The organism is Pseudomonas sp. PDM16, from assembly GCF_014851865.1.
Classification (GTDB): Bacteria; Pseudomonadota; Gammaproteobacteria; order Pseudomonadales; family Pseudomonadaceae; genus Aquipseudomonas.
This window is the reverse complement of record NZ_JACVAM010000002.1, coordinates 1,148,742-1,175,081: the sequence shown is the minus strand read 5'-3', so window position 1 is coordinate 1,175,081 and position 26,340 is coordinate 1,148,742. Positions and strand designations below refer to the sequence as shown.

Below are 26,340 nucleotides of genomic sequence, written 5' to 3'. Positions count from 1 at the left end.
CATTCTACTCGAATTCGCCGCCAACGCAACCCTTAATTTCGTATAACTTCTTGTTTATAAAGGAGTTTTCAGATCAGGCCGCGCCGGAACAGGTGCGCATTATAGGGAGACAAATCTAACCGTCAACACCTTTCTGAAAAGACTCTGAAGCTATCTGCCCCTTCAATATTATAGAAGGGGTTACGCCTGCATGGGCACACGACCGACTCAAGTGCGCAGGGCTATCCAGCAGCGCCAAACGAGGACGATGGAGGCTCACCGACTTTTGCTCAGGGGTACCCAGCCGAGCAAATCGAATATCTTGCTCTAGCGCTTATTGACGTGAAGCTGAAACTGCCAGCGATGCCGTAGCGCTAGACTCCGAGTCTCGACACGCCCCCGCCAACGAGCGCCGCCAGCACTAGCCCCGAAGAACGTCTGGAGCAGGCTCAGAAGGAGCTGAGCGCCACAGTGTCGCCGACGACCTAATGGACAGTCTGCTACAGGTCAGCCCAGCACACTTCGAAGTCATCGCACTGGATGTACTGCACCGTCTCGGCTACGGCGCCAGGCGCGAAGACCTACAGCAGGTCGGTGGTAGCGGAGATGGCCTGATCTCGCTGGATGCTCTGGGCCTGGAAAAGGTCTATGTGCAGAACACTGTCGGCCACCCGGAACTACAAGCCTTCTGCCGGTCAGAAGGCCAAGCGCGGCGTATTCATCACCACCTCTGGCTTTCCGCCCAGGCCGTGGATTTCGCCCGCTCGGTCGAAGGCATGGTTCTTGTTGATGGCCGACGCCCGGTCAACCTGATGATGGACCACGAAGTCGACGTGACCTAGCGCCTGCTCAAGCTGCCACGTTTGGACAGCGTGGTGTGGGTACATGATCGGCGGCCGCTGCTTTTGGTGCGGGGTACATGAAGGGCACAAGAAAATGAACCCTCAAAGGCGTTGTGCCCTATGTGCGCCCTAAATAAGAGGGCACATAAAATCAACGCCCATAAAAAAATCCAGTGACCGCTAAGTTACTGGATTTTCTAGATTTTTTTGTCAGGACGGAGTGATTCGGACACTCTACCCCTTGCACCCCATGCGATTATTTTATAAATGTACCTGGACGCTCATAGACGCTGACGGAACGCATAAAACCTAGAAAATACGGGGAATACAGGCTAGATTAGCGTCCATCACGCTCCACGACGATCCACCGAAAGCCAAGCAATTCGGTGGGGCAAAAGTGGGGCAAAATTCCAAGGCGACCGAGTCGAGCAAGGGGTAGAGAGTGGCGAAACTGACGGCAAAGCAATTGGAAGCGCTCAGCTCGGCCGATGACGGCAAGACGCTTCGTGAAGACGGCGGACTGGTCGCCAAGGTTCGCGCGGGTGTGCGCGGCGTTACTGTCCTGTTTCGCTATGAATTCAAACTGGATGGAGCCAAACGCGATCATCGCCTAGGCAGTTGGCCCAAGAAGTCGCTTGCACAGATCAGAGCCGAGCGCGACGAAGTGAAAGCGACAGTTACCAAAGGGGTCGACCCCACTGCCGCTCGCAAGGCCGCCAAGATCGAAGCCCAGGCCGCCATCGCCGCCACCATTGCCGAAGCCGAACGCCAGGCCGCAGAGAACAAGACAGTCGCCGACCTCTTCGAGGAGTGGATGCACGATGGCGTATCACGCCAGGACGGCAACACCGAACTGCGTCGCAGCTTCACCAAGGACGTGCTGCCGCTCATTGGCAAGAAGCCTTTGCGCACCCTAACGGAGAAGGATCTGCTCAACGTCTTACGCTCGATAAGAGCCCGCGGCTTGAACCGCACCGTCGTGATCCGCAGCAAGGACATCGGCCAAATGCTGCGCTGGGCCGAGAAACGCAAGCCATGGCGCGCCCTGATGGCCGACGGGAACCCGGCTGACCTAATAGACGTCAACAAACTGCTCGATCACGACTACCAGGAACAACGCGACCGCCTCCTCGCCCCTGACGAAGTCCGCGAGCTACGAGATATCTTCGCCCGCCTGGAGCACGACTACGACGCCCTCCCCGCCGGCCAAAAATACTCGGGCATCCGCCCGGTCAATCCGCGCGTGCAATGCGCCGTCTGGATCTGCTTGAGCACTCTCTGCCGCATCGGCGAGCTGCTCAAGTCCGAATGGCGCCATGTCGATCTGGAGAAAGGCACCTGGTTCATCCCCGCCGAGGCCACCAAAGGGCACAAGGGCAAGCGTCAGGATCACCATGTGTTTCTGTCGGCCTTTGCCTTGGAACAGTTCAAGCGCCTCAAAAATGATACTGGGCATACGCCGTTTTGCTTTCCCAGCAAGGGCGAGGAAAGCCACGTCGACACCAAAACAGTCAGCAAACTAATCGGCGACCGTCAGTGTCGGTTCAAAAACCGCAGTAAACCACTGAAAGGCCGTCATCACGACGATTCACTGGTGTTGAATAAAGGCACTAAAGGGGAATGGACGCCGCACGACTTACGCCGAACCGGCGCCACCATGATGCAAGAGCTCGGGGTAGCATTGGAGATAATCGACCGCTGCCAGAACCACCTACTGGGTGGATCCAAGGTGCGCCGACATTACCTCCATCACGACTATGCGAAGGAAAAAACCGAGGCCTGGCGACGCCTGGGAGAGAAGCTTGAAACGCTTACGACACGACCTGATTAACCTCATCATAAGCCCCAGGGACATCTACGAAACTAGGGGCGATTCGAGTATTCTGTCGACGGACTCGACTGACAAGCTTCTCGCACGACATCATGCCAACAAAAAGACTCATAGATGAGTATTGACGTGCAGCGCACATGAATTCTGGGCTAGGCTCCCCCATAAAATCTCAACCGATAATTGAGAACGCAAGAGAGCCTTCACACTATAAACTTAGGGACAGCCCCTAGCCTTGACGCTCGCTATCTCTACGCCCCACACTCCTGAGATCAAGATCAAAATTTAGATAAATATAAATCTTACGCAGTGCATACTTACCCTGACACAAATTAAAAGGCACGCTGAATCTCGCTTTTTATCGTTGGATTGCAAGCATAGATGGAAAATAACTATAGCTTTTTTGAGTTTTTCGCTGGCGGGGGCATGGCCAGGGCTGGATTGGGTGAGCAATGGCAATGTTTATTTGCCAATGACATGGACACCATTAAAGCTTCTACATATATCAAAAATTGGGGTCCAGGCCATTTTGATGGACGCGATATCAGAGAAGTAAAAACCGCAGACCTTAAAGGTATTGGTGACTTAGCCTGGGCATCATTCCCATGCCAAGATTTGTCAGTTGCTGGAAATGGCTTAGGAATAGGCGGCAGCAGTTGCGAAGAATTTACAAGATCAGGGGCCCTTTGGCCTTTTCTTGACTTGATCGACGAGCTGCGCCAAGAGTCGAAGCAGCCACCTCTTTTAGTTTTGGAAAATGTAGTTGGATTGCTCACTCTTGAGCAAGGTCGTGACTTTGCAGCAATATGTTCAAGACTTGGAGAGATGAAGTATCGTTACGGCGCCGTCATTATCGACACTAAGATATTTCTGCCTCAATCTCGCCCACGGGTATTTATTATAGCCATACGGAACGATATCGAAGTCCCCCACAGGCTTTCGTGTGGAATGGCAACAGAACTGTGGCACACCCCAACTCTGCTTCGCGCATACAAGTCTTTACCCCGAAATTTGCATGATGATTGGATTTGGTGGAACTTGGGGGAAGCACCTGTACTTAAAAAAAATGCTTTAGAGGACCTGATTCAACTTGATGGCGTTGAATGGCACACCCCCGAAGAAACTCAACGACTCATCAATATGATGACACCTCTCCACTTAGCTCGCCTTGAAGAGGCGAAAACTGCAGAAAGCACCACTTATGGCAGTCTTTATTTACGAATGCGCCGACAGGATGGCACCAACAAACAACGTGCGGAAGTAACTTTTTCCTCTATTCTGGGTTGTTTGAGAACACCAAGAGGGGGGGCTTCCCGCCCTAGAATCATAGCCGCGGGAAAAGGCCAAGTCAGAACTCGCTTGCTTTCTGTGCAAGAAGCAGCGGCACTGATGGGACTGGCAGAAACTTACAAACTACCTGAAATCTATCAGCATGCCTTCAAGGTAATAGGAGACGGTGTAGCAATTCCTCCTGTACGCTTCCTTGCTGACCGTATTCTTGAGCCACTCATTATCACTGCTCGGGAGCAAATAGCAGCTGCTAGTAGTGAGAGGAAATTTATCGCGCTAGCTTGATCGATTCCTTTGCCCATTTTAGCTGATTTTGGATATAAACGACTAACAGGCATTGCATTACCATCAAGGATCGATAACTGTGAATTATCCGCAAACTTTTGATGCATGGGAAAGACGACTCGTCGACTATTTCCTGCTCATCGGCCCGGATGGAGACGCCAGCCCAATTCGAGCCTTCGAAGTCACCCCTCGCACCTTAGCGCTTACTTGTAACGCTCCCCCCGAAAGTGAGCCCAACGTCGAAGAAGCCTTCCGCCTCATGCTATCGCGCGACCCACTCCTAGCGGATTCGCTGCGGTTGGGCTCTCAGCGTTATGAGAAACCTGATGCTCCCAACTGCTTTTCCTATCTCGTATTTACCTTGCTGATCGATAGCCTGCTAGAGGGTAATACAACGCAAAGTGGTGAATTTCGCAATAAACTAATGAAGTGGCTAAAGATTAAGACCCCTTTCTCCGACCTCAGCGGAGTTGCGCTGATGTGGGAGAGTTTGGTGCGGTGGCTCGACAAGCGCATTCAGGCGGGCGAGCCATTTCGACACCTAATTTTGCCAGATCCTGGCCATTGGTCGCAGATCGGATATACACGCCGCCTGTCATTTCCTAGCAAACCTGACCTGCGGCTATTGGCTAACTTCTGCCAGGAGTGCCCAGATGCTCTACGTAATCCGCGTGTCACCATTGCAGCGTTTGAACGAGAGCTGACGGACAGCCGCGCTTCCTGGGGCCTTCACCGCGCGTTTGAAGAGTTTCGAAGCGCTTACTACATGCAGCGCCGTGCGCTGGGCAGCCTCCCTTTCTGGCGCCTGCTGGAGCAGGCCTCAACACTAACAGGGCGCCCAATACGCCAAAACGCTACCGTCGAAATGCTGTTCGATGCAGACAAGCGCGCTCTCTTCTTCGCCAGTCGTCATGAAGGCGAAGAAGCTGAGCCGTTCGCATCACTCAGTGAGGCTCTGGTGTCCGCGGGAGCGGATCGCAGTGAGAATCTGTCTACTGCCGCAGCGTTAGGCATCATATTCTTCCGTTTGGCCAGTGCAGGCCGATGGCGGGCCGAGCCTGACGCCAATGACTCCGCTTTTGGCATACATGTGGCCGTGGCAGAACGGCACAGGCGGAGAATTGGCGATAAGCTCGGTGAGCTAACTGACGGCAATGCCTGGGCAATCACAACTCGGCCTTTGCCCTTTGAAGCTATCAATTGTGCGCTCAAATCCGCCAACATGCTTAGCCCCAAACAGGAAAGAATCGTGCGCCCTTGCCTGTCCAGCGGCGTGCGTAGCAATGGGGTTTGGTTGGGCCGTCCGAGCTTCCTGCCAACTCTCGAATCTGACACCTCTGACTATGTCATCCGCAGTGCATTGCCGTGCGTAACGGATGTTCCGCTGAAGATCGATCATGGACAACTCAAAGCCTCCCGACCAGTAGAGGGCTGCTTCATCATTCATCCAGCGCTATTACGTGATGAGGAGCACGCGCCTTGGAGCATTCGCCTACAGCTCGTCAGTAACGCCTTCGTATACACAACGTTTGAAGGCGCACGCTATAAGCTGCCGCCACTGCACGATTGGACGCCAGGCACGTCTGCCCCAATTGAGGTCAGCACGCAAGCCGCGCTGGTATGGGAGCCAGACGAACCCGCCTGCACGGATCTTCTCGAAGCGGTTTACGCGAGCGGTCGAAGCGGATGGGAGGAAGCACAGATTATCGCCCTTTTGGAGTGTGCCGACGTAACCATGAACCCCTGGCACCTGCTGCGCGGCCTGAGAGATGCAGGCATCGTCGAGCCGCGGCTGCGCGCTGGCTGGAAAGGCCGAGTTTGGACCCTAAAGGAGCCAAGCATTGTCGAAGCCCACCAGGGAGGGCAAACCCTAGCGGTGGTCGAAGGCGCGCTCTGCGCGCGAATGATCGATACTTTTAAGCTGGCTACTGAAGGCTTGGGTGGGATCCCTTTCCGGCGTTTGGGAGTTACACCTTGGGCCGCCCCCCTGCTCGGGGCGAAGGGTGTTCCAGCCAAAGTACTCGCCGAAGCTCTGGGCTGGCGTTTCGTAGCCGAACCTGCAACGCCAAACGAGAAGCCTTTGGCATTTGCCGAAACCCGACATCAAGCCCTGCACTATAAGCCAGCAGATTCTTGGTCCTGGCCCGCAGGACGCTTTCTGCCTGGGGGGGGTATCAAAGAGGGCGTTCGACTGGTGCGCCTGACCCATATTGGAGAACGCGACCACGATGTCTACAGCGTAGAGCACAACAATTGCGTACACCGCTATCTTTCGCGTACCGCTGCCATCACCTCGGCCCACTCGCTGGCCCGATCGCCGCTGTTTGAATGGCATCCTGAGGAGGGGGAAATTGCCGTTCGGGGGCACGAAGGCGGACTTCCTGATGCCCTGGCCACAGAAACGCGCCGACGCATGTTGCGCAACGGCGGACCACGTGGAGCGGAATATTTCTATCCTGCGAACAATGACGTAGTGCGTTGGCTAGCCGGGCGGTTGCCCGGCTGTATCGTCGGCCTGGCTCAAAACGAGCCGCAGGATGCGCCAATGCTGGTCAGCCGCTCCCGCCGCTCTACTGGTCGGCTACGCCTGCAATGGCGCAACGGGGCACCCATTCTTTAGTTTTTATTCATACGGAATTAACTATGGCGGCAAATTTGGCGTGGTATGCCGGGCAATGCGTGAGAAAGCACGACCTCATTATGACAGTCAAAGTCATTGCCATTCGGTCGCAAGACGGATGGTCGCCGCTCGAGAAACCACAGAAGCTCTTTCCTAAGGCAGGGGAGGTAGAAGTCCATTTACAGAAAGCTTCTGGATATCACCAGAACGATTGGTTCATTATCCAGATTGCTCGTAAAGAGTTCCGGGGAAAATGGAAAGCTTCCACCCATCGTAACCTCACGCCCTTCCTGGATCTTCAGGACATAGGAAGTCTTGATGCACTGCGCAGTCTCTTAACTGAAGAGGGCGTAGACGGACCGAGTTATAACGCCACTTGGGTGATCCGGTATAGCAAAGATCACATCATCCTACTCGACTTAATCCTTTCACCGGACAACCGATATCGGTTGGCTACTGGGGGAAACTTTTATGTGTATGCATACGAGTCTGAGTTCTTGCATCTCATACCATCGGACGCGGGCGAGGTGCTCCTTTACGAGTGCAAACGAGCTGGCGAACATTTGCAAGTGCTCGACTGGTCACCAGATGATGGGTACGTCAAGCGGATCGTGCGCGCCATGGCAGGGGCTCACGACCCAAGCGTTGAATCTGTCATCGATTGGTTGAAACGCCACGCGGACGAGGCCACGGGCCAAGTTGGCACCAGCCCTGAAGATAGGTTAGCGGTGCAGCAATCAGCGCGCTCAGGGGAATTGATTAAACGCTTGCTGGCTGACAAGGGGCTCCTCGGGGAGTTAACCGAGTTGCTGCTAGACGACCCAAAGCTGCACTCCCATCTTCAAAGTAAAACCCAAGCGATAGCTGAGCAAGAGCGCGAGGCCATCCGCGCCTCGCTCATGGATGAGCTGGAGCTTGAGGTCGTAGCGCTACGTGAGGAGCGATTGCTAGCTTTCGACGCCCAGCTGCGCTCGCTGAAAACTGAACGGAATGAAGCGTTGAAAAAGCAGTTTGAGCAGGATACCAAGTCCAATATCCTGGCCATGGAAGAGCGTGTGGCAGCTCGCCAAACGGAATTGGAAACCCAGCTTGAAACTCGACGTACCGAGCTACAGCAAGGTGTCGATGTGCTCACCGCACAGCGTGAAGCGCTACGGGGAACGCTGGAGACGATCAATGGACAGATTAAAGCAGGTGAGCAATCCCTGGCAGAGCTCAAGGCATGTGAAACCCTGACCGTCAAGGAAATCGAGCGACTCAAAGAGGATGCCGCCTCGATCCACGTGCCGAAGAGCGTCAAGCTTGAGTCGGTACTCCGCTTCAGTCTACCGCAGCACGCCCCTACCCTTGGCGTCAGGGACATGCACCAAGCAATCAAGACTTGCATCTTACTAACGTCCGAGGGCAAAGAGCGGATGACACTGTTTTTCGCGCTGCTGCTGGCAGGTGAAACGCCTGTGCTACACGGCTCGGAAGCGCAGGACTTCCTTCTGGCAGCCGAGGCGCTGTTGTCATCTGGGCGATCGGTGCGCCTGGAGGCTGACCCAACTGTCATTACCTTCGAAGATCTCTGGTTGCGTGCAGGTACCCAATTGCCGACCACGTTAACCCATGGACTAGAGCTCTCCAGCGGACAAACGCCGACCACAGTGCTGGCGGTTATCGAGCGAGCCGAGCGATCAGGCGCCAGGTTCTGGCTTCCAGCGCTTGTGGACCGCACGCGCCGCGGCGAGTTTCCGAGGCGTTTCTTAGTCTGTGCGACGGTCGAAGACGAAGATTGTGATGAGGCTCAGTCGATTTGCAGCCAAGTCCCATGGCTTCAGGTTAGCGGGACTATAGCTCCGTCGGCACCCGCCTTAGCCCCCATGGCCCTCGCTCCGACCAATGTTCGACAACTTGATCCGGGCGAGCGCCCGCAGGACATCACGCCAGCCATGACGGCTGTGGCACCACTGGTGAGTCAACTCACGCTGATGAATGCGCTGCGACTGGCCCGCGTAGCGACTGAATGGATCCGCTTGAATCAGGGAACTAGTTACGAGCAAATCCCAACGGTGCTCACCGAATTTTTCTTAACTCAGCGCAGCACGCAATCACAGTCATAAGGAGATGAGTCCGTGCTAGACCCAATAGGCGGTTTCCGCCGCATCCAAGATTTCGTCATCAACTATGTTGAGACCAGTTTTCGCATTTCGGATGCGGTAGCTGCCGAGGCACGACGCAACCTCCTGCAGGCAGTCGGAGTGTTTGCCACCGAGCCGTTTATTGAGCCTGTGCTGCGCTACGAATCTCATAAAGAAAACCTCGAGCAACTAGCCCAACGCAATGACGGTCCGCTCGCGCCTATGTCCTGGGAGGGAAAGCGCTCCTTTGTCGAATTGGCGCTTTCTGGGCTATTCGATGGCGAGCGCTGCGAGGGCGATATTCGTCGACAATCCCGCTATGCCCCCTATAACCATCAGGTTGAAATGCTCAAGCGCGGCCTGCTGCCAGGTATGCCTGGCATCGTCACGTCGCGTACCGGCAGCGGTAAAACCGAAAGCTTCATGTTGCCCGTGCTGGCTGCAATCTCCAATGAAGCAGTGACGTGGACTGCACCTGACAGTGACTACCTGAAGAAAGATTGGTGGCGGGAGGATAAGGCGCGATGGGTGGCGCAGCGGAAGGGTGAAAACCGGCCAAGCGCGGTCAGGACTTTAGTAATTTACCCGATGAACGCCCTAGTCGAAGATCAGATGCAGCGCCTGCGCAAATCACTTGACTCCGAAGATGCACGTGACGTGATGCAAGAGCGCTTCAAAGGAAACCGAATTTTCTTCGGTCAGTACACCAGCACCACCCCTGTCACCGGATTCGAGCGACACCCGCGCATTGCCGAGAACAAAGACGAAAAGCAGCGTCGTTCCCGGCGTATCGCACGTCTCCGCGAAGCAATGCGGAGGTTTAAGCGCGACCAGGATGCGGCGCTCGCCTTCGACAGCCAAACAGAGGCTTCCGCTCGCCCCGAAGGACAGAAAACACCGGACAAGACCCGCTACATCTTCCCTACTGTAGATGGCGGCGAAATGGTTTCTCGCTGGGACATGCAGGAGAGCCCACCGGACATTCTGGTTACTAACGCCTCGATGCTTGGGACCATGCTCTCGCGGGAGGTCGAGGAGCCAATCTTTACGCAGACGCGTGATTGGTTGTTAAGCAACGATGATGCTTATTTTTATCTGGTCTTTGACGAGCTGCATCTAATTCGAGGATCGGCTGGTACGGAAACAGCCTTCTTAGTAAAAACACTCATACAGCGACTCGGACTCGACCAGCCAGAGCACCGTTACAAACTACGCTTGTTAGCTTCTTCAGCTTCGTTACCGATCGATGGAGAACAAGGCTTACAGTCATTGGCATACCTGCGCGATCTGTTTGCCCCTTATGGCACGAGCCGCCATGCTACCGATCCAGGAGTGGACGACCCCAGTTTCTGGTATGACTGCATTGTGGCAGGTAGCCCACATATCCCAACCTATTGCACGAAGTTGATCGAACCGCAGCCCTTTATCGACCTGCTCGAAACGGCGCTGGAATACAAAGAAGGTTTTGTTTCTAGGATCTCGAGCCCCGAGGCGATGAATCCGGCGATAGAGCAAGCAGCCAATGCTCTAGGCGTCTCCGCAGAAAATGCTGGGGATCGGGTCAAAGCGCTAGCTGAAGCAGCTGCGGCTGTGCTGACTAAGGCCTGCTTCGATGGAGACGAAGTGCGCGCTACGTCCATGTCGGATATGGCTGCGAGCATCTTTCGGGCTGGTGGCGGCGATTTGGATAAGGCTCTACGCGGCCTGCTGCTGTCGCGCGCACTACCTGAGTCGGGGGAGTGGCCAGCGAGCGTTTCACTTATCACGCCTGCCTTTCGTGTCCATACCTTCATCCGCAATATCGAGGGACTATTTGCCTCGGTTACTGCCGATGGAGGTATCCCAGTATTCGGTGATTTCACAGTAGAGCGTGGCGTGACCTACGCGATGCCAAAAGTTGCAGGCGGGCGAGGCCGTCGACTTTTTGAATTGCTCTATTGCGAGGCTTGCGGCGACCTGCTGATTGGAGGCCAGCGCGGGCAGAATATTGCGGAAAGTAGCGTAACCGAACTGTTGCCATCGGTAGCCGATCTCGAGAATCTGCCCGAAAAAACCGGCTCCGAATACTACGACAAGATGACTCTAGACGAGTTTGCAGTCTTCTGGCCGCGGCGAACACAACCCTCTCTGTCCGAACGGGACTACGACGCCTGGGACGCTGCTAGCTTAAACCCTGAAACAGGTCTGGTGTCGGCTGGCTCTGTTGTGCCGCCAGGACATATCGACGGTTACCTTTATCGTCAGACAGAGGCAGCGGTAAAAGGTCGCAATGGTAAGGCGACAGGCCCCTTGATGGCGCAGCCCTTCTGTTGCCCAAAGTGCGGTACAGACTACTCGAATAGACCGGTTTCCAGTCGTTCGCGTTCACCAATTCGTGCATTTCGTACCGGTGTTACCAAGACTTCGCAGCTAGTAGCAACGGAACTATTCGAACTGCTGCATGCGATCGGGGCCGAGCGGAAGGGGATTGTCTTCTCGGACAGTCGGCAGGACGCTGCTAATCAGGCGCTAGAGATCGAAACGCTGCATCTGAGAGATCTCAGACGTGAAGTACTAGTAATTGCCGCACGCGAATTAGTCAAACAGGCAAATGCGGACTGGATTGATCCGGCACAATTCCCGTCGCTAGTAGCCGCAGCAGCTGGCAACAATGTGGAGATGGAGAAGCTTGTAGAAAGATACAACAAGCAAATGACGTCGGGCGGACAGAAGAACAGCGGAAAAATTCCGCTTGGCAAATTACTGCAATGTGCTGGTATGGACATTAGTGCACTCACAGCAGAGTTCGCCTCGTTGGGTGTACATCCATTCGATCGCGTTGGCAAGAAAACCTATGAAGGAAGACGCTGGCACGATCTCTTCGCCGAGCAAGGGAATCATATCGTTTACTCTCCAAAGCTTAATGACGTACAGAAAGCAGGCCTCAATAAGGAAATTCTCGACGGTCAGTATGAGCTGATCGATGACGTCCTTTTCGCCAATACATTTTTTGCGTTGGAAGAGACTGGCCTAGCCTATCCGTCCATTATGGATGGGGATGAAGCAAAAGCAGATCGTTTAGACGCCTGGCTCCGTGTGTTCGCTGGCGCCTATCGCGTCCTGGATAACAAATATGTCAATGGCGATAGTTTGAATGAATGGGTTACGGGATCGGACGTCAAGCACAAACGAGTACTGCGCTTTGCCCAAGCAGTGTTCGGAGCGAGCTCTGCAGCCGATAGTCTAAGCGGTATTTTGGACGAGCTCTCAGCGCTGGCGCATCCGAGTGGCATGATTCATATCGGTAAACTGTACCTCAAGATCGCAGAGGAGAATGATCCCTACTGGCGTTGCAGCAACTGTGAACGAGTGCATCTGCATTGGGGACCAGGCAAGTGCACTCGCTGTGGGGAAGTCCTGGCCGAACAACCAACAGGCCGAGCGGTAGAGTTGTGGCGCAACAACTTCCTAGGCAGCCGCATCGTGCGCGGACAAGATGAAGGCGTTGGCCGATTCCGGTTACGCGTAGAAGAGTTGACTGGACAGACAGATGATTTTTCGGATCGACTGCGCAAGTTCAAGGGTATTTTCGTCGACGGCGAGAACAAAATTCAGAAGAGTGCCCAGGAAATTGACATGTTGTCGGTCACTACCACTATGGAAGTGGGGATTGACATCGGAGCTTTGCAAACTGTTTACCAGGCCAACATGCCGCCACAGCGATTCAACTACCAACAGCGAGTGGGACGCGCTGGTCGCCGAGGTCAAGCCTTCTCAATGGTTGTAACCTTTTGCCGGGGGCGTAGTCACGACGCCTACTACTTCGCGCATCCGCACGCAATTACCGGCGACCCACCTCCCCCCCCCTTCTTAGCCATTAATCATGACCCCATTCCTTTGCGACTGGTGCGTAAGAACTGGCTGCGCGCTGCGTTCAAGCATTTGCGAGACGAGTGTGTTACGGCCGGCTACGAGTATCCAGGGGATCTACTAATCCCGCCCGACGTGCACGGTGAGTATGTCTCTACCCATGACTACTATCATAATGCACAAGCGAACTGGCCGAAGCGTTTGCGCGAAGCGCTGAACAAAACAATTTGTGAACGCGACAACTTTATTGATGCGGCCTCCCTCGCTCCGGATCAGTGTGTCCGGCTTGCCGAGCAGGTGGGTACTGATCTTCTGATACAAGAGATCGAAGATCTTAGGCCTTACGCGCCCGATTCGGAGATGGGGCTCGCCCGCTTCTTTGCAGAATGGGGCTTATTGCCAATGTATGGCATGCCCACTCGCGTTCGAAATCTATATCTTGGCCTTCGCTCGGTGGAGGTTGGCAAAGAGGAGAATTATGAATGGTCCATCATGGACCGTGACTTAGATTTAGCTGTTTTCGAGTACGCGCCAGGCGCGGTTCTAGTGAAAGACAAGCAAAAGCATCGTGTAGTCGGATTTACCGGCAGCCTTTCGACCCCGCAAGTTTTCAAAAAGGATGATCTTTCAATCAAGGCATTGTCTCGCTGGTACGAATCAGAAATGCACGTGGCGCTTTGCCCAGCCTGTGGCTCGGCGACTCGCAGAGATGCCTTACCGCAGGAGGCCGTTCCATGCGACGACTGCCATGAGGTAATCCAGCTAAGTGACTTCAAGCCCTATATCGTGCCAGCAGGTTTCCGAACCGATTTCAATCCAAAGAGTGACGAAGAAGACGTTGGTCGTATGTCCGTACGCAGCATGGCGACTTTGGTGCATGAAGGCGAGCGCCTGAAACACGGAAACGTAACGGTGCTACACGGTGCCAACATCACCATCATGCAAATGAACGATGGTGTCGCAAACATAGAGGGCGAAGGCGAAGGTTTCCTTGTTGAAGAGGCCCTCGATCTAAGAGTTCCAATACCATCAGGCTCCAAGAAGCACCCGCAAATAGAAGGGATGCCTCAAGCATTCGAGGCTGGCTGGCTCAAAAGTGCGCGCAGCGGCAGCTGGGGGCAGACGCGCTGGGGTAAAGTCGGAGATCCGCAGCCACGGTTTGGCCTGATTTCCTGCAAGCAAACGGAATCGGTTCATCTGGAACTTAGCCAGATTTATCCACAGCTAGATCTGGCGCACGTGGCGCGACGCGGTAAGTACAATCGCTTGTCGGTACGCGCCGCCGCAATCAGTGCGACACAAATCTTGGTACAGAGGGCAGCCCTTGAGCTGGACGTGTCTGCCGATGAGTTCGAGGCGCTTGAACCGAGGGTGCGCTCTGGTAAGCCCATGCTCCAGATCGCCGATGCATTGATCAACGGATCTGGCCTTTGCCGACGCTTGGGAGAAACCGTTCCTGGAGGCACCCGGCCGCAAATTCTAGAGACCTTAGATGCCATTCTGGCAAATTACGATCAGTGGCCCCTGATCGATTTTCTCAGTGCATCGGCAGAGGGGGAGCACGCCACGCAATGCCATACCTCCTGTTACCGCTGCATTCAGCGCTATGGCAACCGTCGCTATCACGGCCTTCTAGACTGGCGCCTCGGCTTGGCTTATCTGCGATCTATGACCACACCTGACTATGCGTGTGGATTGAATCCGAACGATGCGTCTTATCCTGAAATCAGCGATTGGCATACACGGGCCGAATGGTTGGCGGAAAATGTCTCTCAGATGCGCCCTGGTACCTTGAGCACTGAGCGCTTGCCGCATTCAGGATTGTCTTGCCTGGTCGAGCGAGTGGGCGGGAACGAAACACGCTATGTGATCATTCACCCGCTCTGGAGTCTTGAATCGAACGTGCTTTCCGACATTCTGGGAGCCGACTGGTCATCTGAATTGCGTTTCCTGGACACATTCAACTTGGAGCGTCGCCCACTCAAGTCGATGACGTCTCCCTTGTCGGCTCGCTAAGTCGCACAGGTGGCCCTGGTTTGATAACCAGGCCACCTGGGAACTGGACAGCTTATCCACCGGATCAGTGAGCTAAATACGCCATGTTCAATACACCAACTAGGATGAGCGCATGAGCGTAGCCCCTGGGCTACTTGAGTACTTGAATAAATAATCAAGCAGCGGAATAACCTATCCGACCCTGCAAAAAACCCCACAGATAAATTTAGATGCGCGAATCATGCGCAGGAAAAAATTGAACCACAAATAGCCCGCACCTTAATCGATCTTTAGTAGACAGATGAAACAAACTTCATACCCTCCCCATCCGATAATCTAACTTTGCATTATTTAGCCAAGACTTTGTGTAATTTTTGCCATATCCGCAATTAGCTCTATAACCGACAAAGTCAGCCATCTCCTGGAGGGAAACCACTCTATCAAGCCAATTTTGACTGCTAGCAAAATTTATAGATGCTCGGTCTGGGCTATTGAGATACCAGACAGGTACAACTGGAAGCCTGAGTGCATAGATGACCAAATCTCGCTCTCCATCATCTAAATGGACCCCCCTGTAGCTCAAGATGAAACCAGCGCGTTCGAGCTCTGTTATAGGCTCAATGTGGTGAAAAGACGCCCTCAATTTTGAGAGATCGATAGTCCGCTCGGGAGAGCGATTTTGGTAGCCCGTTTGTGTTTCCTCGATGACTTTCTCGACGGTAACCAATTTGAATCGACCAGCCAGAGTATTCCAGCAGCCAACTCGGTGTGCTTCCAAAATCACGTTAGTATCAATCAGGACAATATCGTCTCTTCCAAACATCGCCCTGCCTCAAAGATCGTACGGAACACGCAACCCATTGCCCTCGAAAATAGTTGATAGCTCATCAACCGTTATATCGAGAAGCTTCGCCGCGCGGCGCACTGAAACCTGACCATTATCAATAGCCCAGCCAATCACCTCCATGAATTGCTTGCCAAATTTCGGTGGCACAGCATCCTTTGGGCTCGATCCATTGTGACGTAGGAGCTCATCTGCCACTCGATCTTTCATCGAAATAGCTTTTATATTTACAAGCCGCCACTGCAAAGCTACAGCGCTCACTCCCAGCCGTTGAGCGGTAGTATTAAGCCAGGAAACTAATTCCCCACCTCTAGGGAGCCCCCCAGCCTCTTGAATGTAGCGCTCCATCACATCGCCAGGCATTAAAAGTCCAGCTGCGAAGTTCTCTGCCAGTTGCTCGACCCGTTTATTTTCCCTGGCTGGTACAATATCGTCGAATCGCGGTGGCGGCATAGTCGACCAAGTCATAAGATGAAATAGCTCATGAGCAAGATCGTAGTTTCGACGTGACTGTGGCTCATTGCGATTAACAACTATCGCATTCATTTGAGTGAGCTGGCAGGCAGCCCCCGATATACCTGGAGCCGTATCCACCTCTAGAACTAAAGTGTCCAGCTCTTTTTGCAGCGACTCTGCAAGCCTTTCACTTGGCACTTCACCAAGGCCAAGAAGCCTGCCTATCGCTTCACCCTCCTCAACAGCCTCTTCGAAAGAAGATCTTCGGTCGAGAGCTAAACGGCGGATGCTTGAATTAATAGCTTTACCTTTGAGCTTTGAAAGGTGCCGGTAGGTCGCGATCCAGCGACCTGCTTTCAGCTCGAATGCATCTAGAATCTCGGGAGGCGTGCCACTCTGGCGCCAAGAGAACCTTCCCTCTCCTGCCAGCTCGAAGGGGTCTGTAAAAAAGTCGAGCTCGACAGAGAAAATATGGGCAGCTAGCACCAACTCACTTGAGCTCAGCTTTCGTTCGCCATTCTCGATCTGGGAGAGTGTTTGACGATCCTTAAAGCCCAATTTTTGAGCCAGCTCTTCCTGAGTGAAGTGGTGCGCCTCACGTAGGTAGTGAAGACGATGTTTAATGAGGTTGTGCATGTTCCCTCCGTTCGGTGGCGGAGCATAGTTATCAGCATGAGCTGACGCAAGAAAATCTTGCAATCCTTTACTTCGCAAGATTTGAATGAAGCAGCCATACCATGGGGGCTCTACTGCTACGCGCAGCAGAGCCCCCATGTTGCGATGCTGATTGTCGAGTGCATCTCTACCAAGTCCGAATAAAAAACTCAGACCTGAATCATCAAAGGAAGACGGGCAGGCATCGCCCTCTTCAGCCCCCTTCCCTTGGTACAGGAGCCTGAACCATGTCGATCTGTTGTCCTGCGTGTAACTCCAAGCACATCACCACCCGCAATCTCGCTCGCAAGCTGGGCGGAACCGTCGGCACCGTCGGTGGCGCTGCTACAGGAGCGGCCGGTGCCGTAAGTGGTGCACAAAGTGGCGCCGCGTTAGGCGCCGTCGCTGGCCCCTTGGGAGCCGCCCTAGGTGGTCAAATCGATGCTCGCGTGCTCGACAACTTCGAGTGCCAAGCCTGCGGCCACGTGTTTTCGGCTATCGACAGCTAGATCTCTCTGGTCTGTCCCGGAACTGGTGGGCAGGTAGTTAAGATCTACTGCTCGTATTTTGCCGCTCAAACTCTATCGGACTGAGATAGCCCAGCGTCGAGTGGCGACGGCGAAGTTGTAGTCGTGAGACATGTACTGCCCGGGCTTGACGGCTCCGCCCGATGACCAGGTATCGAGGTGGTCCTCGTCCGGGTAGGTCACGTCCGGGTCGAAGTAGGGAATGCTGGCGTAGCCCGGATAGGAATTGCACAGCCCGATATCGTCGCAGATGACCATTACGTGCTCGCCGGCGCTGTGCTCGAACCAGAACCAGATGCCCTCGTTCTCCAGCATGCGCATCACGAACTGGGTGTCGCTCTCGCGGTACTGCACGCAGTATTCCCACACGCGGTAGCTGCGGGTGAGCATGAAACGGGTCGGGAACGGGTCGGGAACGGGTAGTTGCCCAGTACCTGCTTGACCATGTCCGGTGCGGTCATGTTCTGGAAGATGCGGTAGTCGCTGCGGCGCGTGCCGTACCACAGCCAGGGCTTGAGGCGGGCCTGGTAGAGGTAGTGGCGGCCCTCCTTGCCGACCAGGGCGAATTGCTCGCACTGGCCCTTCAGATGACGCCGCGCGCCACCGGGCAACTCGATCTCCACCGTCACCGGGGTGCCCAGAATGGCCTGGGGGTCCAGGCCCTTCTGTTCACTCTTCATGACCAGTGCCATGTCGAACAGCCGGGAAATCTCCTCGCGGCCATCGAGTGTCGAGAAGCGCAGCGCATCGCCACCAAACACCGTGGTGACGTTAAGTACTCGGTTCATCAGCCCGCCTCCATGCAAGCTTCAAACAGAACGCCGCACTCCAGCGACGATCAGTGCGCGGATTTCACCCGAACCGACCCTCCACAACAATTCGAGACTGTCGTAAACGACGAACAGGTCTCAATTTGCTCCTCTGTGGCAGAGGATCGGACGGGATTGATAAACCATCCACAAGAACAACAATAACTAGCCCGTTGAATCGTCCAAACTCATTCGAACCAAAAAAAAATCAATCACACATTACTGCGATGACATCACCATCACGGAGCCTCTCCATGTCATTGCAGTGCCCTCGCTGTAGCTCTTCCAAGATCCAATCGACCCATTGCGCCATGACGATCGGAGCCACCATCGGCACTGTCGGCGGTGTCGCTCGCGGCGTTAGCTCAGCCCTCGCAGGCAGCCAGACTGGCGCGACCATTGGCTCGATGGCTGGCCCTGTCGGTACTACCCTCGGCGCAGTCTCGGGAGCAATCCTAGGTGGCCTCGTTGGCGGTGCTGGTGGCTGTGTCCTGGGCGCTCAGCTCGGTGACCAGTTGGATCGTCACGTCCTCGCCCACAATCTCTGCTCGACCTGCGGCCACCGCTTCAACCTACCAGCCTGATCCGATCCTCTAGATCCGCTTCTCCCCGCCCGTCACTCACTTATCCACTTTGCCGGTGCTGCGCCTTGCGCAGCGCTTTATGCCGGCTCGCACCCAAAGGAAATCCACATGGCACATCTCGTCGAAGCCATGGCCTATGCCGGCGCCGCTCCTTGGCATGGTCTGGGCAATCAGCTCACTCAGAAACAGCCCATCGAGGTCTGGCAAAACGAAGCCGGTATGAACTGGCAGATCCAGGAAAGCCCCGTTCACTTCAAGTCGGAGTCGCTGGGTCATCTGGGCAGCATCCACTCCTTCCCCGAGCAGAAGGTGCTCTTCCGCTCCGACACAAAAGCACCGCTATCGGTAGTCTCTAACCGCTACCAGGTCGTGCAACCTCGGGAGGTTTTGGAGTTCTACCGGGATCTCACCGAGGTCTCTGGCTACGAGCTGGAAACCGCTGGCGTACTCAAGGGCGGTCGTAAGTTCTGGGCGCTGGCCCGTACTGGTCAGGGCACTGCGATCAAGGGCAACGACCAGGTGAATGGTTACCTGCTGCTCGCCACTTCCTGCGACGGCACCCTGGCCACCACTGCCACACCGACCACGGTGCGTGTGGTCTGCAACAACACCCTGACCATCGCCCTCGATGGCACCAGTCGCGCGATCAAGGTGCCGCACAGCACTCGCTTCGATCATGCCGCCGTGAAGAAGAATCTGGGCATCGCCGTCTCGCAATGGGACGAGTTCATGTACCGCATGCGCATGCTGGCCGACCGCAAAGTCTCCCCTCGAAAAGCCACCAGCTTCTTCATGAGTGTGCTCTGCGATGTGCAGGCCAATCAGGAGATCCCGGAGAAGCTCGTCAACGAGCGCGCGCTGCGCAAGGTACATGAGCTGTATGAAGGCGGAGGACGTGGCGCAAAGCTGGTGTCGGCCAACGGCACTGCCTGGGGGCTGCTCAATGCTGTCACCGAGTACGTTGATCACGAACGCCGAGCACGCAGCAACGAGTACCGCATGGACTCGGCGTGGTTCGGCCAGGGAGCGCTGATCAAACAGCGCGCCCTGGATGCGGCGTTACTGCTCGTTGCTTGATATCGGTTAAGGATAAACGCCCAGTCAGTTGCTGCTGGCTGGACGTCATCCAGCAAGATGTACATCTCGCTTAGGGGCTAACCCAATCCTCAAGCCGTAAACCTGGTACCCGCTCAAACTCCCGAAGATTGTTGGTCACCATAATCAGCCCCTGGGAACGTGCATGCCCTGCAATCATCTGATCGTACGGGCCGATCGGCTTACCGAGCCTTGCAAGCTCGGCACGCAACTGCCCCGAATGAGCGGCTGCATGCCCGTCATAGGGAAGTACCTCCAACCGCGCGGCAAAGCCTTCCACATCGGCCAGGTTGCGCTCTGGATTCGAGGACTTCTCCGCTCCGTAGATGAGCTCCATCAGCGTGATCGTGCTGATGCTCAGTTGACCGTGGTGGCGCTTGAACGCTGCTCGGACCTGTTCGGGTCGATTCTTGATGGTGAAGATGCAGATGTTGGTATCGAGCATGAACTTCAGCATCAGAAGGCTTCTCGCTCCTGATCGGCTGGCTGCTCACGGTCCGCCATGTAATCAGCTGTCACCCCTTCTCCATCGAACCAGCTATCCCACGACTCGCCAGCGGGCGTGATGATTCTGGTCCGACCAACCGCAACCACATCCACGCGCTTCACATCCTCAGGCAGCGCCACGGCCTTGGGCAAACGCACCGCTTGACTGCGGTTGCTCTGAAAAACAGCACCTTGCTCCATGGAACACCTCAACGGGATATGTCTTACGTATATCCCACGATAACAACCGCCCGTGATATGTCAATGGCATATCTCCGTGCCCTTTACTCCCATCAATCAAACACCCGGACAGCCCTTGTGCTGCCCGGGTGTTTTGCTATCTGGAAGGAACAGAACATGGCCACGCCATCGACCGAACTACCGCACCCTAAACCGCGCCCTGCCCTGCGTCTGGTCGCCACCAAATCCATGCCACGCGAGGAGTGGCTCGATGTCCGCAAGCGTGGCATCGGCAGCTCCGATGCTGCAGCTGCAGTAGGGCTCAATCAGTACAAATCTCAGCTGGAGCTGTGGCTGGAAAAGACCGGTCGTGACGCGGGTCTGTCCAAGCCAGATCCGAATAGCGAGGAAGAGGCTAGCTACTGGGGCAATGTACTGGAGCCCATCGTGGCCTCGCACTACAGCAAGCGCACGGGGCGGCGAGTACGCCGACTCAATGCCGTGCTGCAGCATCCGGATCCTGGCTTGCCCTGGATGTTGGCCAACATCGACCGTGAGGTGATCGGCGCCGAGGATGTACAGATTCTCGAGTGCAAGACTGCCGGCATAAACGGCGCACGCCTCTGGAGAGAAGGCGTGCCGGAGTACGTGCAGTTGCAGGTCATGCATCAGCTAGCCGTCACCGGTAAACAGGCTGCCGATGTGGCGGTACTGATCGGTGGCCAGGAGCTGGAGATCCACCGCATCGAGCGCGATGAGCTGCTGATCAGTCGGCTGATCGAGCTGGAGCGGCGTTTTTGGCAATACGTGATCACAGACACCCCGCCACCCGCCGATGGTTCGGACTCGGCCGACCAGGCTCTACGTTGTCTCTACCCGCAGGACACCGGCAAGACCGTGGACTTCAGCCACAACCCGGTACTGACCCTGGCCTATGTGGAGCTCAAGGCATTGCGCAACAGCATCGCCCAGCAGGAGAAGCGCGAGTCGCTGCTCAAGCAAACCCTGCAGCAAGCGATGGGTGATGCGAGCAAGGCCAAGTTCGGCAGCGGCCAGATCACCTGGAAGAAGGCCAAGGACAGCGTGGTGTTCGATCAGGAGCGTCTGCTCCAGGAAAAACCCTACCTGCAAGCCAAGTATCCGCTGACCAAACCGGGTAGCCGGCGCTTCCTGATCACTTGATCGGTAGGCGTTGGCGAGTCACTCGCTTCTCTCTCGTTTCCCCCTTCGACATTTCCCCCTTGGCCATCCGGGCAGTCCTGCTGCCTGGGTGGCCCTTTTTCATTCAGGAGAACCACCATGCTGAGAGGCCTGGCGATCACACCGCCCGTGCTCGGGCGGATTTCCATCGGCAAGGTTGTCGAGAAGCAAGGCCGGCGTCTGCCGGAGAAGGATGACCAGTTCACCATCACCTCCCAGGTTCAGGGTAAGGATGGCTGGTTGCTGCACCCACTCAATGAAGAGTTGCGTAAAGCACCTGAGGACAAGCTGCGCTGTATCCCGATTCGGTTGCTGTTCAACGAGCCGGAGCTCAACTTCCGGGCCGAGTACAGTTTGTTCGATCGCCAGACCGGACGTCCTGTCTGTGTCGGTAATGGCGAGACCTGCAAGCGCCGCAGTAGCGATGGCATTGAGTCACTGCCCTGCCCTTCGCCGGATGGCTGCTCGCTCGCCCAAGGTGGTGCCTGCAAGCCCTATGGGCGACTGAATGTCGTCATCGGCGATGAGGATGCCCTGGGCAGCTTCGTGTTCCGCACCACGGGTTTTAACAGCATCCGCACCCTCACCGCTCGGCTGCATTACCTGCAGGCTATCTCGGGTAACCGGTTGGCCTGTCTGCCCCTGGAACTGCGCCTGCGTGGCAAGTCCACTCGCCAGAGCCATGGCACGCCCATCTTCTACGTCGATATCACGCTGCGTGGGGGTGTGGAGGAAGCGCTGTTGGCAGCCAGGCAGTTGGACGAACTCCGGCAGGCGGCCGGCTTCGATCAAGCGTCACTGGATGAGGCAGCACGTCTGGGGTTTGCCAATGGCGCCTTCGAAGACAGTGAGGAGGAAGGTCGCGCCGTCGTCGAGGAGTTCTTTCCCAATGACAGCACCACCACCCCATCGTCGCCCAAGCCAACCCGAATCCCGGTGAGCCACAAGCTCGCCGAGAAGCTGGAGGCTCAATCCAATACTCAACCACCGGCCTCTGGAGGCGATCATGAGACTGCACAAGCTGAAAGCCGGTGAAGCCACCGGTACGTACCTCGTCGACTCCCCTGTCACCGAAGCCGACATCCTGCTGATGGCCAAACAGTTAGCGAATCTGCGTCTGCGCAAAGGTCGAGCACTCACCTCACCGGCTGAAGTCTTCACGCATCTGCAGACGCTGCTGGAGCACTACGAGCACGAGGTGTTTGCCCTGCTCATGCTCGACAGCAAGCACCGCGTCATCGCCTTTCACGAGCTGTTTCGCGGCACGCTGGATGGGGCAAGCGTGTATCCCCGGGAAGTGGTGAAGGTCTGCCTGGAGCACAACGCTGCTGCCCTGATCCTGGTGCACAACCACCCTTCCGGTGATCCGGAGCCGAGCCAGGCGGACAGAAACCTCACCACCAAGCTCAAGGCTGCGCTGGATCTGGTTGGGGTAAGAACGCTGGACCACGTCGTGGTGGGGCGTGATGGCTGCGTGTCGCTGGCTGAGCAGGGGCACCTATAGCCCCTGCTCCCCCTCTACCAAACCTCTAGGAGTTACCACCATGAGCAAGCAATGCTTGATCTGCGATTCCCCTGTCATCCTGAACCGGCAGGCTGCCGTTGGCATTTTTCTGCTGATTGGGCTGGCCAACAGCGCGCTGAAAGCCGCACAGAACACTAACGAAACAAGACGAGGCCTGATCTGGCTTCTGGGTGCGGCGGCAGGTATCGCACCTGCCTATCCCGAGGCGCTTCGAAACGCGGAGCGGGTGACGAAAGCTCACCTCTCCAGGTTCGGGTACGTGTGCTTGGAGTGTGGGGCGCTATTCGGCAGCGCCGAGGAAAAGCCACCGTCGTAAATCGATCAGGCGCGTCCGAGCCTTTCGACCAGACGCTCCATCATATCGACTACGAGTGCGCGATCTTCGGTACTGAGCGTGGAGAGCAAATCGTACAGCCTGCGTGCCTGGTCCTCAGGGCGGGAGCTGCCTCCCGTCAGCAGGTCCGCGGTCTCGCAATCGAAGATCTCGGCCAACTGCACCAGGCGCTCGATGTTGGGCATGACGACGCCACGCTCGATGCGGGACACCGCCTCATTACCCACACCGAGGCGAGCAGCCACCTCCTCCTGAGTCAGCTTGCTGCGCTGGCGCTGTCTGGCGATCGCTCGCCCTACTGCCTCCGACAAAGTCTTCTGGTTTGCAACGGACATGATGTCTCCAACCGATCAACCCAGATGGTTGAGCATCGACCTGTTGACATGAAGTGCGTCACAAGATGAATATCAACCTTAAAGGTTGTTTTTCAGAAGAAAACTCAACCTCCCAAGTAGTTCGGATAAGGAATCGTCCAGTGCCCCGCTGCCTCCCTCCCAGTACCACCTCCTCTTAAGCACAAGACCCCGGCATCTATCCGGGGCCTTCAACACGTCTCGACAGGTATTCCACATGGAAGAAAACAACGACACGGTTAACGCCACATCCCCAGTTCCACCCTTCGCCCCAGCAGTTGTTGGCTGGGGTATTGCCGCGATTGTCATGTCGATCCTGATGGTCACCTTCAACCACTCTGCCATGGTGCTCGGCGCGGGAATCTTCCTGAAGGTGATCGCAGCAGTGGCTGGAGCCGTACTGGGTTTAGTCGGCGCGCTGATAGGCGATGCCATACGCCGGTTCGCCCAACCTGATGCGGTCTACACCACTGGCGGCGCCTTGCACCTCATCTGGCTAAAGCTCTTTTGGCTGTTAGGCCCACAAGTTATCGGCCTGATCATTGGCGTCGCCTTGGGCTGCTCTTTGGTTCTTCGTTAAGGGAATTACAGTGAAATCAAAATCTGCCTTTCTCGTCATCTCTCTATCGCTCGTTCTTGCAGCTTGCTCCGATGAAAACTCTAAAGTGCGCGGCGAGTTTCTTGCCGGATGCGTACAAGGAGGAGCGCCTAAATCAACATGCTCTTGCGTCTTTGAAAAGCTGCAAGATGTTTATACCACTGCAGAACTGCAACAAATGAACCGGGCATACCCGCCCGATCAGCGCGTCATTAAAGACGCCTTGAAGTTCGCACTCGAATGCAGGAGTGAATAGTCCTGCGGACAATCAATCTGCCGAGCTGCGAACACTCCACTTTAAACCATCCGACAATTGCTCAAAAAACAGCAGATAGCCAATTAGGTTTGGCTGGCTCCTGACTGACACTGGAATCTAAAGACATGTCCGAAACATCCACAGAGAACAAATGGTTCTACGAGGAAAAAGGAGAGCGCTTAGGCGGCATCGATGAAGCTACGATAATTTCGATGATTCAGTCAAAGAGACTCGGGTATGGCAGTCTTGTTTGGCAGAAGGGATTTAGCGGCTGGGTGAAATTGGAGGAAACCTCGCTCCGGAATCACCTTGAGTCGATATCGCCACCCCCACTCACCGGCAAGCACATCAGCAACGCTGTTATCTGGGTACTGGCCTTTGCTCCAATACTTGGTTATTTCCTGGAATGTTTCGTGGCAGGGTTCGTCTACAACGGTAACGAGAACCGCGTGCTCAGAGCGGTTGACAGCGGACACTTCATCTACATAACCATCGGACTTCACATTCTCTTGTCCGTCTGGGATGAGAATCGCCTACAAAAAGCCGGAATCAACACTGACCGATTCAAAGTGTGGATTTGGCTCGCACCCGTCTACATTTATCAAAGAACGCGGATCCTGCAGCACAATCTAGCCTATTTCATAACCTGGATGATCTGCTTCGCTTTCATGATCATCACCAACATAGGAACGGATAGCGCTACTGTAGTAGACAGCCCCAATAGAGAATGGTCACCACAAAGCGTTGAGGAAGCGCTAGGGGGCCCTTCCAACTAAATAAATAATTATCACACTGGAGCTTCGAAGCCCGACTTTTTGCCGACCGCCAAAATATAAACGAGCGCCATATCCAAACAGAGAAGCTCCTGCCTTACAGCATCGCCAACCAATAAACCAGAGCCATCCCCAATGAAAAAGCTACTATCCATTACCGCCTGCATATTAATATTACTAGCGGGTTGCAACCAAGAAAACACACCCAAAGAGCCTGGCAAGATCGAGGCCCCAGCCGCGCCAATGACTTCATATGTACCGATATTCGTCTCGGGCAACGAGGCAGGACCATTCTCTATTATTCGCCTGGATACAACGAACCTTCTTGGCTATCAGGCACGCAGTGGAACAATGAATCTCATGGAGGCTGTGACCGACCACCCTGATCTGATGGGGTACATTGTAATAAACAAGGTTTACTCGTTTGGACCGGATAGATACGTGCTTATCGTATCTACTGGCGAAAACGGCCGAAGCTGCCCAGCGACTACCTACGCCATTAGTTTCGATACGAAGAATGAGTATGTCGATGGGGCAACCGGAATCGATGGCTGTGCAGAGGCCCTAGATAGCCTTGCAGAAGGGAACAAGCTAACGATCAAGAAAGATGGCGCGGCTACAGTAATCTACAACGGCGTGATCAAGTAGCCACCACCAAAGAGGCTCAGTATTCTGAGCTTCTTTTTTTGCTCATATCTCAACACTCTATGGCAGCGAAGGTTTGTACGTAAGCTGTCGTGCAGAATCCCCATGGTAGTGGAGCAACTACCGCATATGCTTATTCAACTATTGCACATCCGGTTTCTCTTCTAACCGGTGGCTATTGTCCACGAGAGGCAGCTGCCGGCCAGAAGC

At 55.2% G+C, this 26,340-nt stretch carries 23 protein-coding genes; 17 read left to right on the top strand and 6 right to left on the bottom strand.

Features of this window, described 5'->3' with window-relative positions; genetic code table 11:
• The first annotated feature begins 467 nt into the window (after positions 1 to 467).
• The 6 genes from IB234_RS11935 to IB234_RS11910 all read left to right on the top strand — a co-directional run bounded on the left by IB234_RS11935 (position 468) and on the right by IB234_RS11910 (position 14,832).
• Positions 468 to 821, top strand: coding sequence for a restriction endonuclease (locus IB234_RS11935; protein ID WP_192317736.1), 354 nt, complete (start codon positions 468 to 470; stop codon positions 819 to 821).
• A 442-nt stretch (positions 822 to 1,263) separates the two neighbouring features.
• Entirely contained in the window at positions 1,264 to 2,652 is a 1,389-nt protein-coding gene (locus IB234_RS11930) for a tyrosine-type recombinase/integrase (RefSeq protein ID WP_192317734.1), read from the top strand.
• 378 nt (positions 2,653 to 3,030) lie between these two features.
• Complete coding sequence (locus tag IB234_RS11925; RefSeq protein ID WP_192317732.1) at positions 3,031 to 4,224, top strand: DNA cytosine methyltransferase; 1,194 nt, start codon at positions 3,031 to 3,033, stop codon at positions 4,222 to 4,224.
• Positions 4,225 to 4,303: 79 nt separating this feature from the next.
• Positions 4,304 to 6,844 carry a hypothetical protein gene (locus tag IB234_RS11920; RefSeq protein WP_192317730.1) on the top strand — a complete coding sequence of 847 codons (2,541 nt, stop codon included), beginning with the start codon at positions 4,304 to 4,306 and terminating at the stop codon, positions 6,842 to 6,844.
• A gap of 80 nt (positions 6,845 to 6,924) precedes the next feature.
• Positions 6,925 to 8,949: a hypothetical protein gene (locus IB234_RS11915; protein WP_225580476.1), complete on the top strand. Its 2,025-nt coding sequence runs from the start codon at positions 6,925 to 6,927 to the stop codon at positions 8,947 to 8,949.
• Positions 8,950 to 8,961: 12 nt separating this feature from the next.
• Positions 8,962 to 14,832 (top strand): DEAD/DEAH box helicase, encoded by a 5,871-nt coding sequence (locus tag IB234_RS11910; RefSeq protein WP_192317726.1) that lies wholly within the window; start codon positions 8,962 to 8,964, stop codon positions 14,830 to 14,832.
• An 811-nt stretch (positions 14,833 to 15,643) separates the two neighbouring features.
• Here IB234_RS11910 and IB234_RS11905 read toward each other — a convergent pair.
• Entirely contained in the window at positions 15,644 to 16,747 is a 1,104-nt protein-coding gene (locus IB234_RS11905) for an XRE family transcriptional regulator (protein WP_192317724.1), read from the bottom strand.
• Positions 16,748 to 17,013: 266 nt separating this feature from the next.
• On the opposite strand from IB234_RS11905, the gene IB234_RS11900 reads away from it, so the two are divergent.
• A complete protein-coding gene (locus IB234_RS11900; protein ID WP_192317722.1) occupies positions 17,014 to 17,274 on the top strand; it encodes a hypothetical protein in 261 nt (86 codons plus the stop codon).
• A 72-nt stretch (positions 17,275 to 17,346) separates the two neighbouring features.
• Here IB234_RS11900 and IB234_RS24145 read toward each other — a convergent pair whose 3' ends face one another.
• Together IB234_RS24145 and IB234_RS24140 are read right to left on the bottom strand one after the other, a co-directional pair.
• Positions 17,347 to 17,646, bottom strand: coding sequence for a phage late control D family protein (locus IB234_RS24145; protein WP_318652004.1), 300 nt, complete (start codon positions 17,644 to 17,646; stop codon positions 17,347 to 17,349).
• Positions 17,613 to 18,080 (bottom strand): contractile injection system protein, VgrG/Pvc8 family, encoded by a 468-nt coding sequence (locus IB234_RS24140; protein ID WP_192317717.1) that lies wholly within the window; start codon positions 18,078 to 18,080, stop codon positions 17,613 to 17,615. Before IB234_RS24140 ends, IB234_RS24145 begins: the two co-directional genes overlap by 34 nt.
• 332 nt (positions 18,081 to 18,412) lie before the next feature.
• Between IB234_RS24140 and IB234_RS23950 the strand changes: the two genes are divergently transcribed.
• Together IB234_RS23950 and IB234_RS11885 are read left to right on the top strand one after the other, a co-directional pair.
• Positions 18,413 to 18,685 carry a hypothetical protein gene (locus tag IB234_RS23950; RefSeq protein ID WP_225580475.1) on the top strand — a complete coding sequence of 91 codons (273 nt, stop codon included), beginning with the start codon at positions 18,413 to 18,415 and terminating at the stop codon, positions 18,683 to 18,685.
• Between the two features lie 108 nt (positions 18,686 to 18,793).
• Entirely contained in the window at positions 18,794 to 19,762 is a 969-nt protein-coding gene (locus IB234_RS11885) for a DUF932 domain-containing protein (RefSeq protein ID WP_192317715.1), read from the top strand.
• Positions 19,763 to 19,832: 70 nt separating this feature from the next.
• Here the strand turns inward: IB234_RS11885 and vapC are convergent, their stop codons facing one another.
• A complete protein-coding gene (vapC, locus tag IB234_RS11880) occupies positions 19,833 to 20,237 on the bottom strand; it encodes a type II toxin-antitoxin system tRNA(fMet)-specific endonuclease VapC (protein ID WP_192317713.1) in 405 nt (134 codons plus the stop codon).
• Complete coding sequence (gene vapB, locus IB234_RS11875; protein ID WP_192317711.1) at positions 20,237 to 20,467, bottom strand: type II toxin-antitoxin system VapB family antitoxin; 231 nt, start codon at positions 20,465 to 20,467, stop codon at positions 20,237 to 20,239. The genes vapC and vapB overlap by 1 nt, the downstream gene beginning before the upstream one ends.
• A 156-nt stretch (positions 20,468 to 20,623) precedes the next feature.
• Here vapB and IB234_RS11870 point away from each other — a divergent pair, with 156 nt between their 5' ends.
• The 4 genes from IB234_RS11870 to IB234_RS11855 all read left to right on the top strand — a co-directional run bounded on the left by IB234_RS11870 (position 20,624) and on the right by IB234_RS11855 (position 23,487).
• The gene (locus IB234_RS11870; RefSeq protein ID WP_192317710.1) at positions 20,624 to 21,628 is read left to right on the top strand and encodes a YqaJ viral recombinase family protein; all 1,005 of its coding nucleotides are present in this window, start codon (positions 20,624 to 20,626) and stop codon (positions 21,626 to 21,628) included.
• 117 nt (positions 21,629 to 21,745) lie between these two features.
• Entirely contained in the window at positions 21,746 to 22,681 is a 936-nt protein-coding gene (locus IB234_RS11865; protein ID WP_192317708.1) for a hydrolase or metal-binding protein, read from the top strand.
• Positions 22,653 to 23,150, top strand: a complete 498-nt coding sequence (gene radC / locus IB234_RS11860; RefSeq protein ID WP_192317706.1) for a RadC family protein — start codon at positions 22,653 to 22,655, stop codon at positions 23,148 to 23,150. Before IB234_RS11865 ends, radC begins: the two co-directional genes overlap by 29 nt.
• 40 nt (positions 23,151 to 23,190) lie before the next feature.
• Positions 23,191 to 23,487 carry a hypothetical protein gene (locus tag IB234_RS11855; protein WP_192317705.1) on the top strand — a complete coding sequence of 99 codons (297 nt, stop codon included), beginning with the start codon at positions 23,191 to 23,193 and terminating at the stop codon, positions 23,485 to 23,487.
• 5 nt (positions 23,488 to 23,492) lie between these two features.
• Here the strand turns inward: IB234_RS11855 and IB234_RS11850 are convergent, their stop codons facing one another.
• Entirely contained in the window at positions 23,493 to 23,840 is a 348-nt protein-coding gene (locus IB234_RS11850; protein WP_192317703.1) for a helix-turn-helix domain-containing protein, read from the bottom strand.
• A 235-nt stretch (positions 23,841 to 24,075) separates the two neighbouring features.
• On the opposite strand from IB234_RS11850, the gene IB234_RS11845 reads away from it, so the two are divergent.
• The 4 genes from IB234_RS11845 (at position 24,076) to IB234_RS11830 (ending at position 26,133) form a co-directional block, all read left to right on the top strand.
• Positions 24,076 to 24,438, top strand: coding sequence for a hypothetical protein (locus tag IB234_RS11845; protein WP_225580474.1), 363 nt, complete (start codon positions 24,076 to 24,078; stop codon positions 24,436 to 24,438).
• A gap of 10 nt (positions 24,439 to 24,448) precedes the next feature.
• A complete protein-coding gene (locus tag IB234_RS11840; protein WP_192317702.1) occupies positions 24,449 to 24,712 on the top strand; it encodes a hypothetical protein in 264 nt (87 codons plus the stop codon).
• A 125-nt stretch (positions 24,713 to 24,837) separates the two neighbouring features.
• Complete coding sequence (locus tag IB234_RS11835; RefSeq protein WP_192317700.1) at positions 24,838 to 25,488, top strand: DUF4339 domain-containing protein; 651 nt, start codon at positions 24,838 to 24,840, stop codon at positions 25,486 to 25,488.
• A gap of 132 nt (positions 25,489 to 25,620) precedes the next feature.
• Positions 25,621 to 26,133, top strand: coding sequence for a hypothetical protein (locus IB234_RS11830; RefSeq protein ID WP_192317698.1), 513 nt, complete (start codon positions 25,621 to 25,623; stop codon positions 26,131 to 26,133).
• Positions 26,134 to 26,340 lie beyond the last annotated feature (207 nt).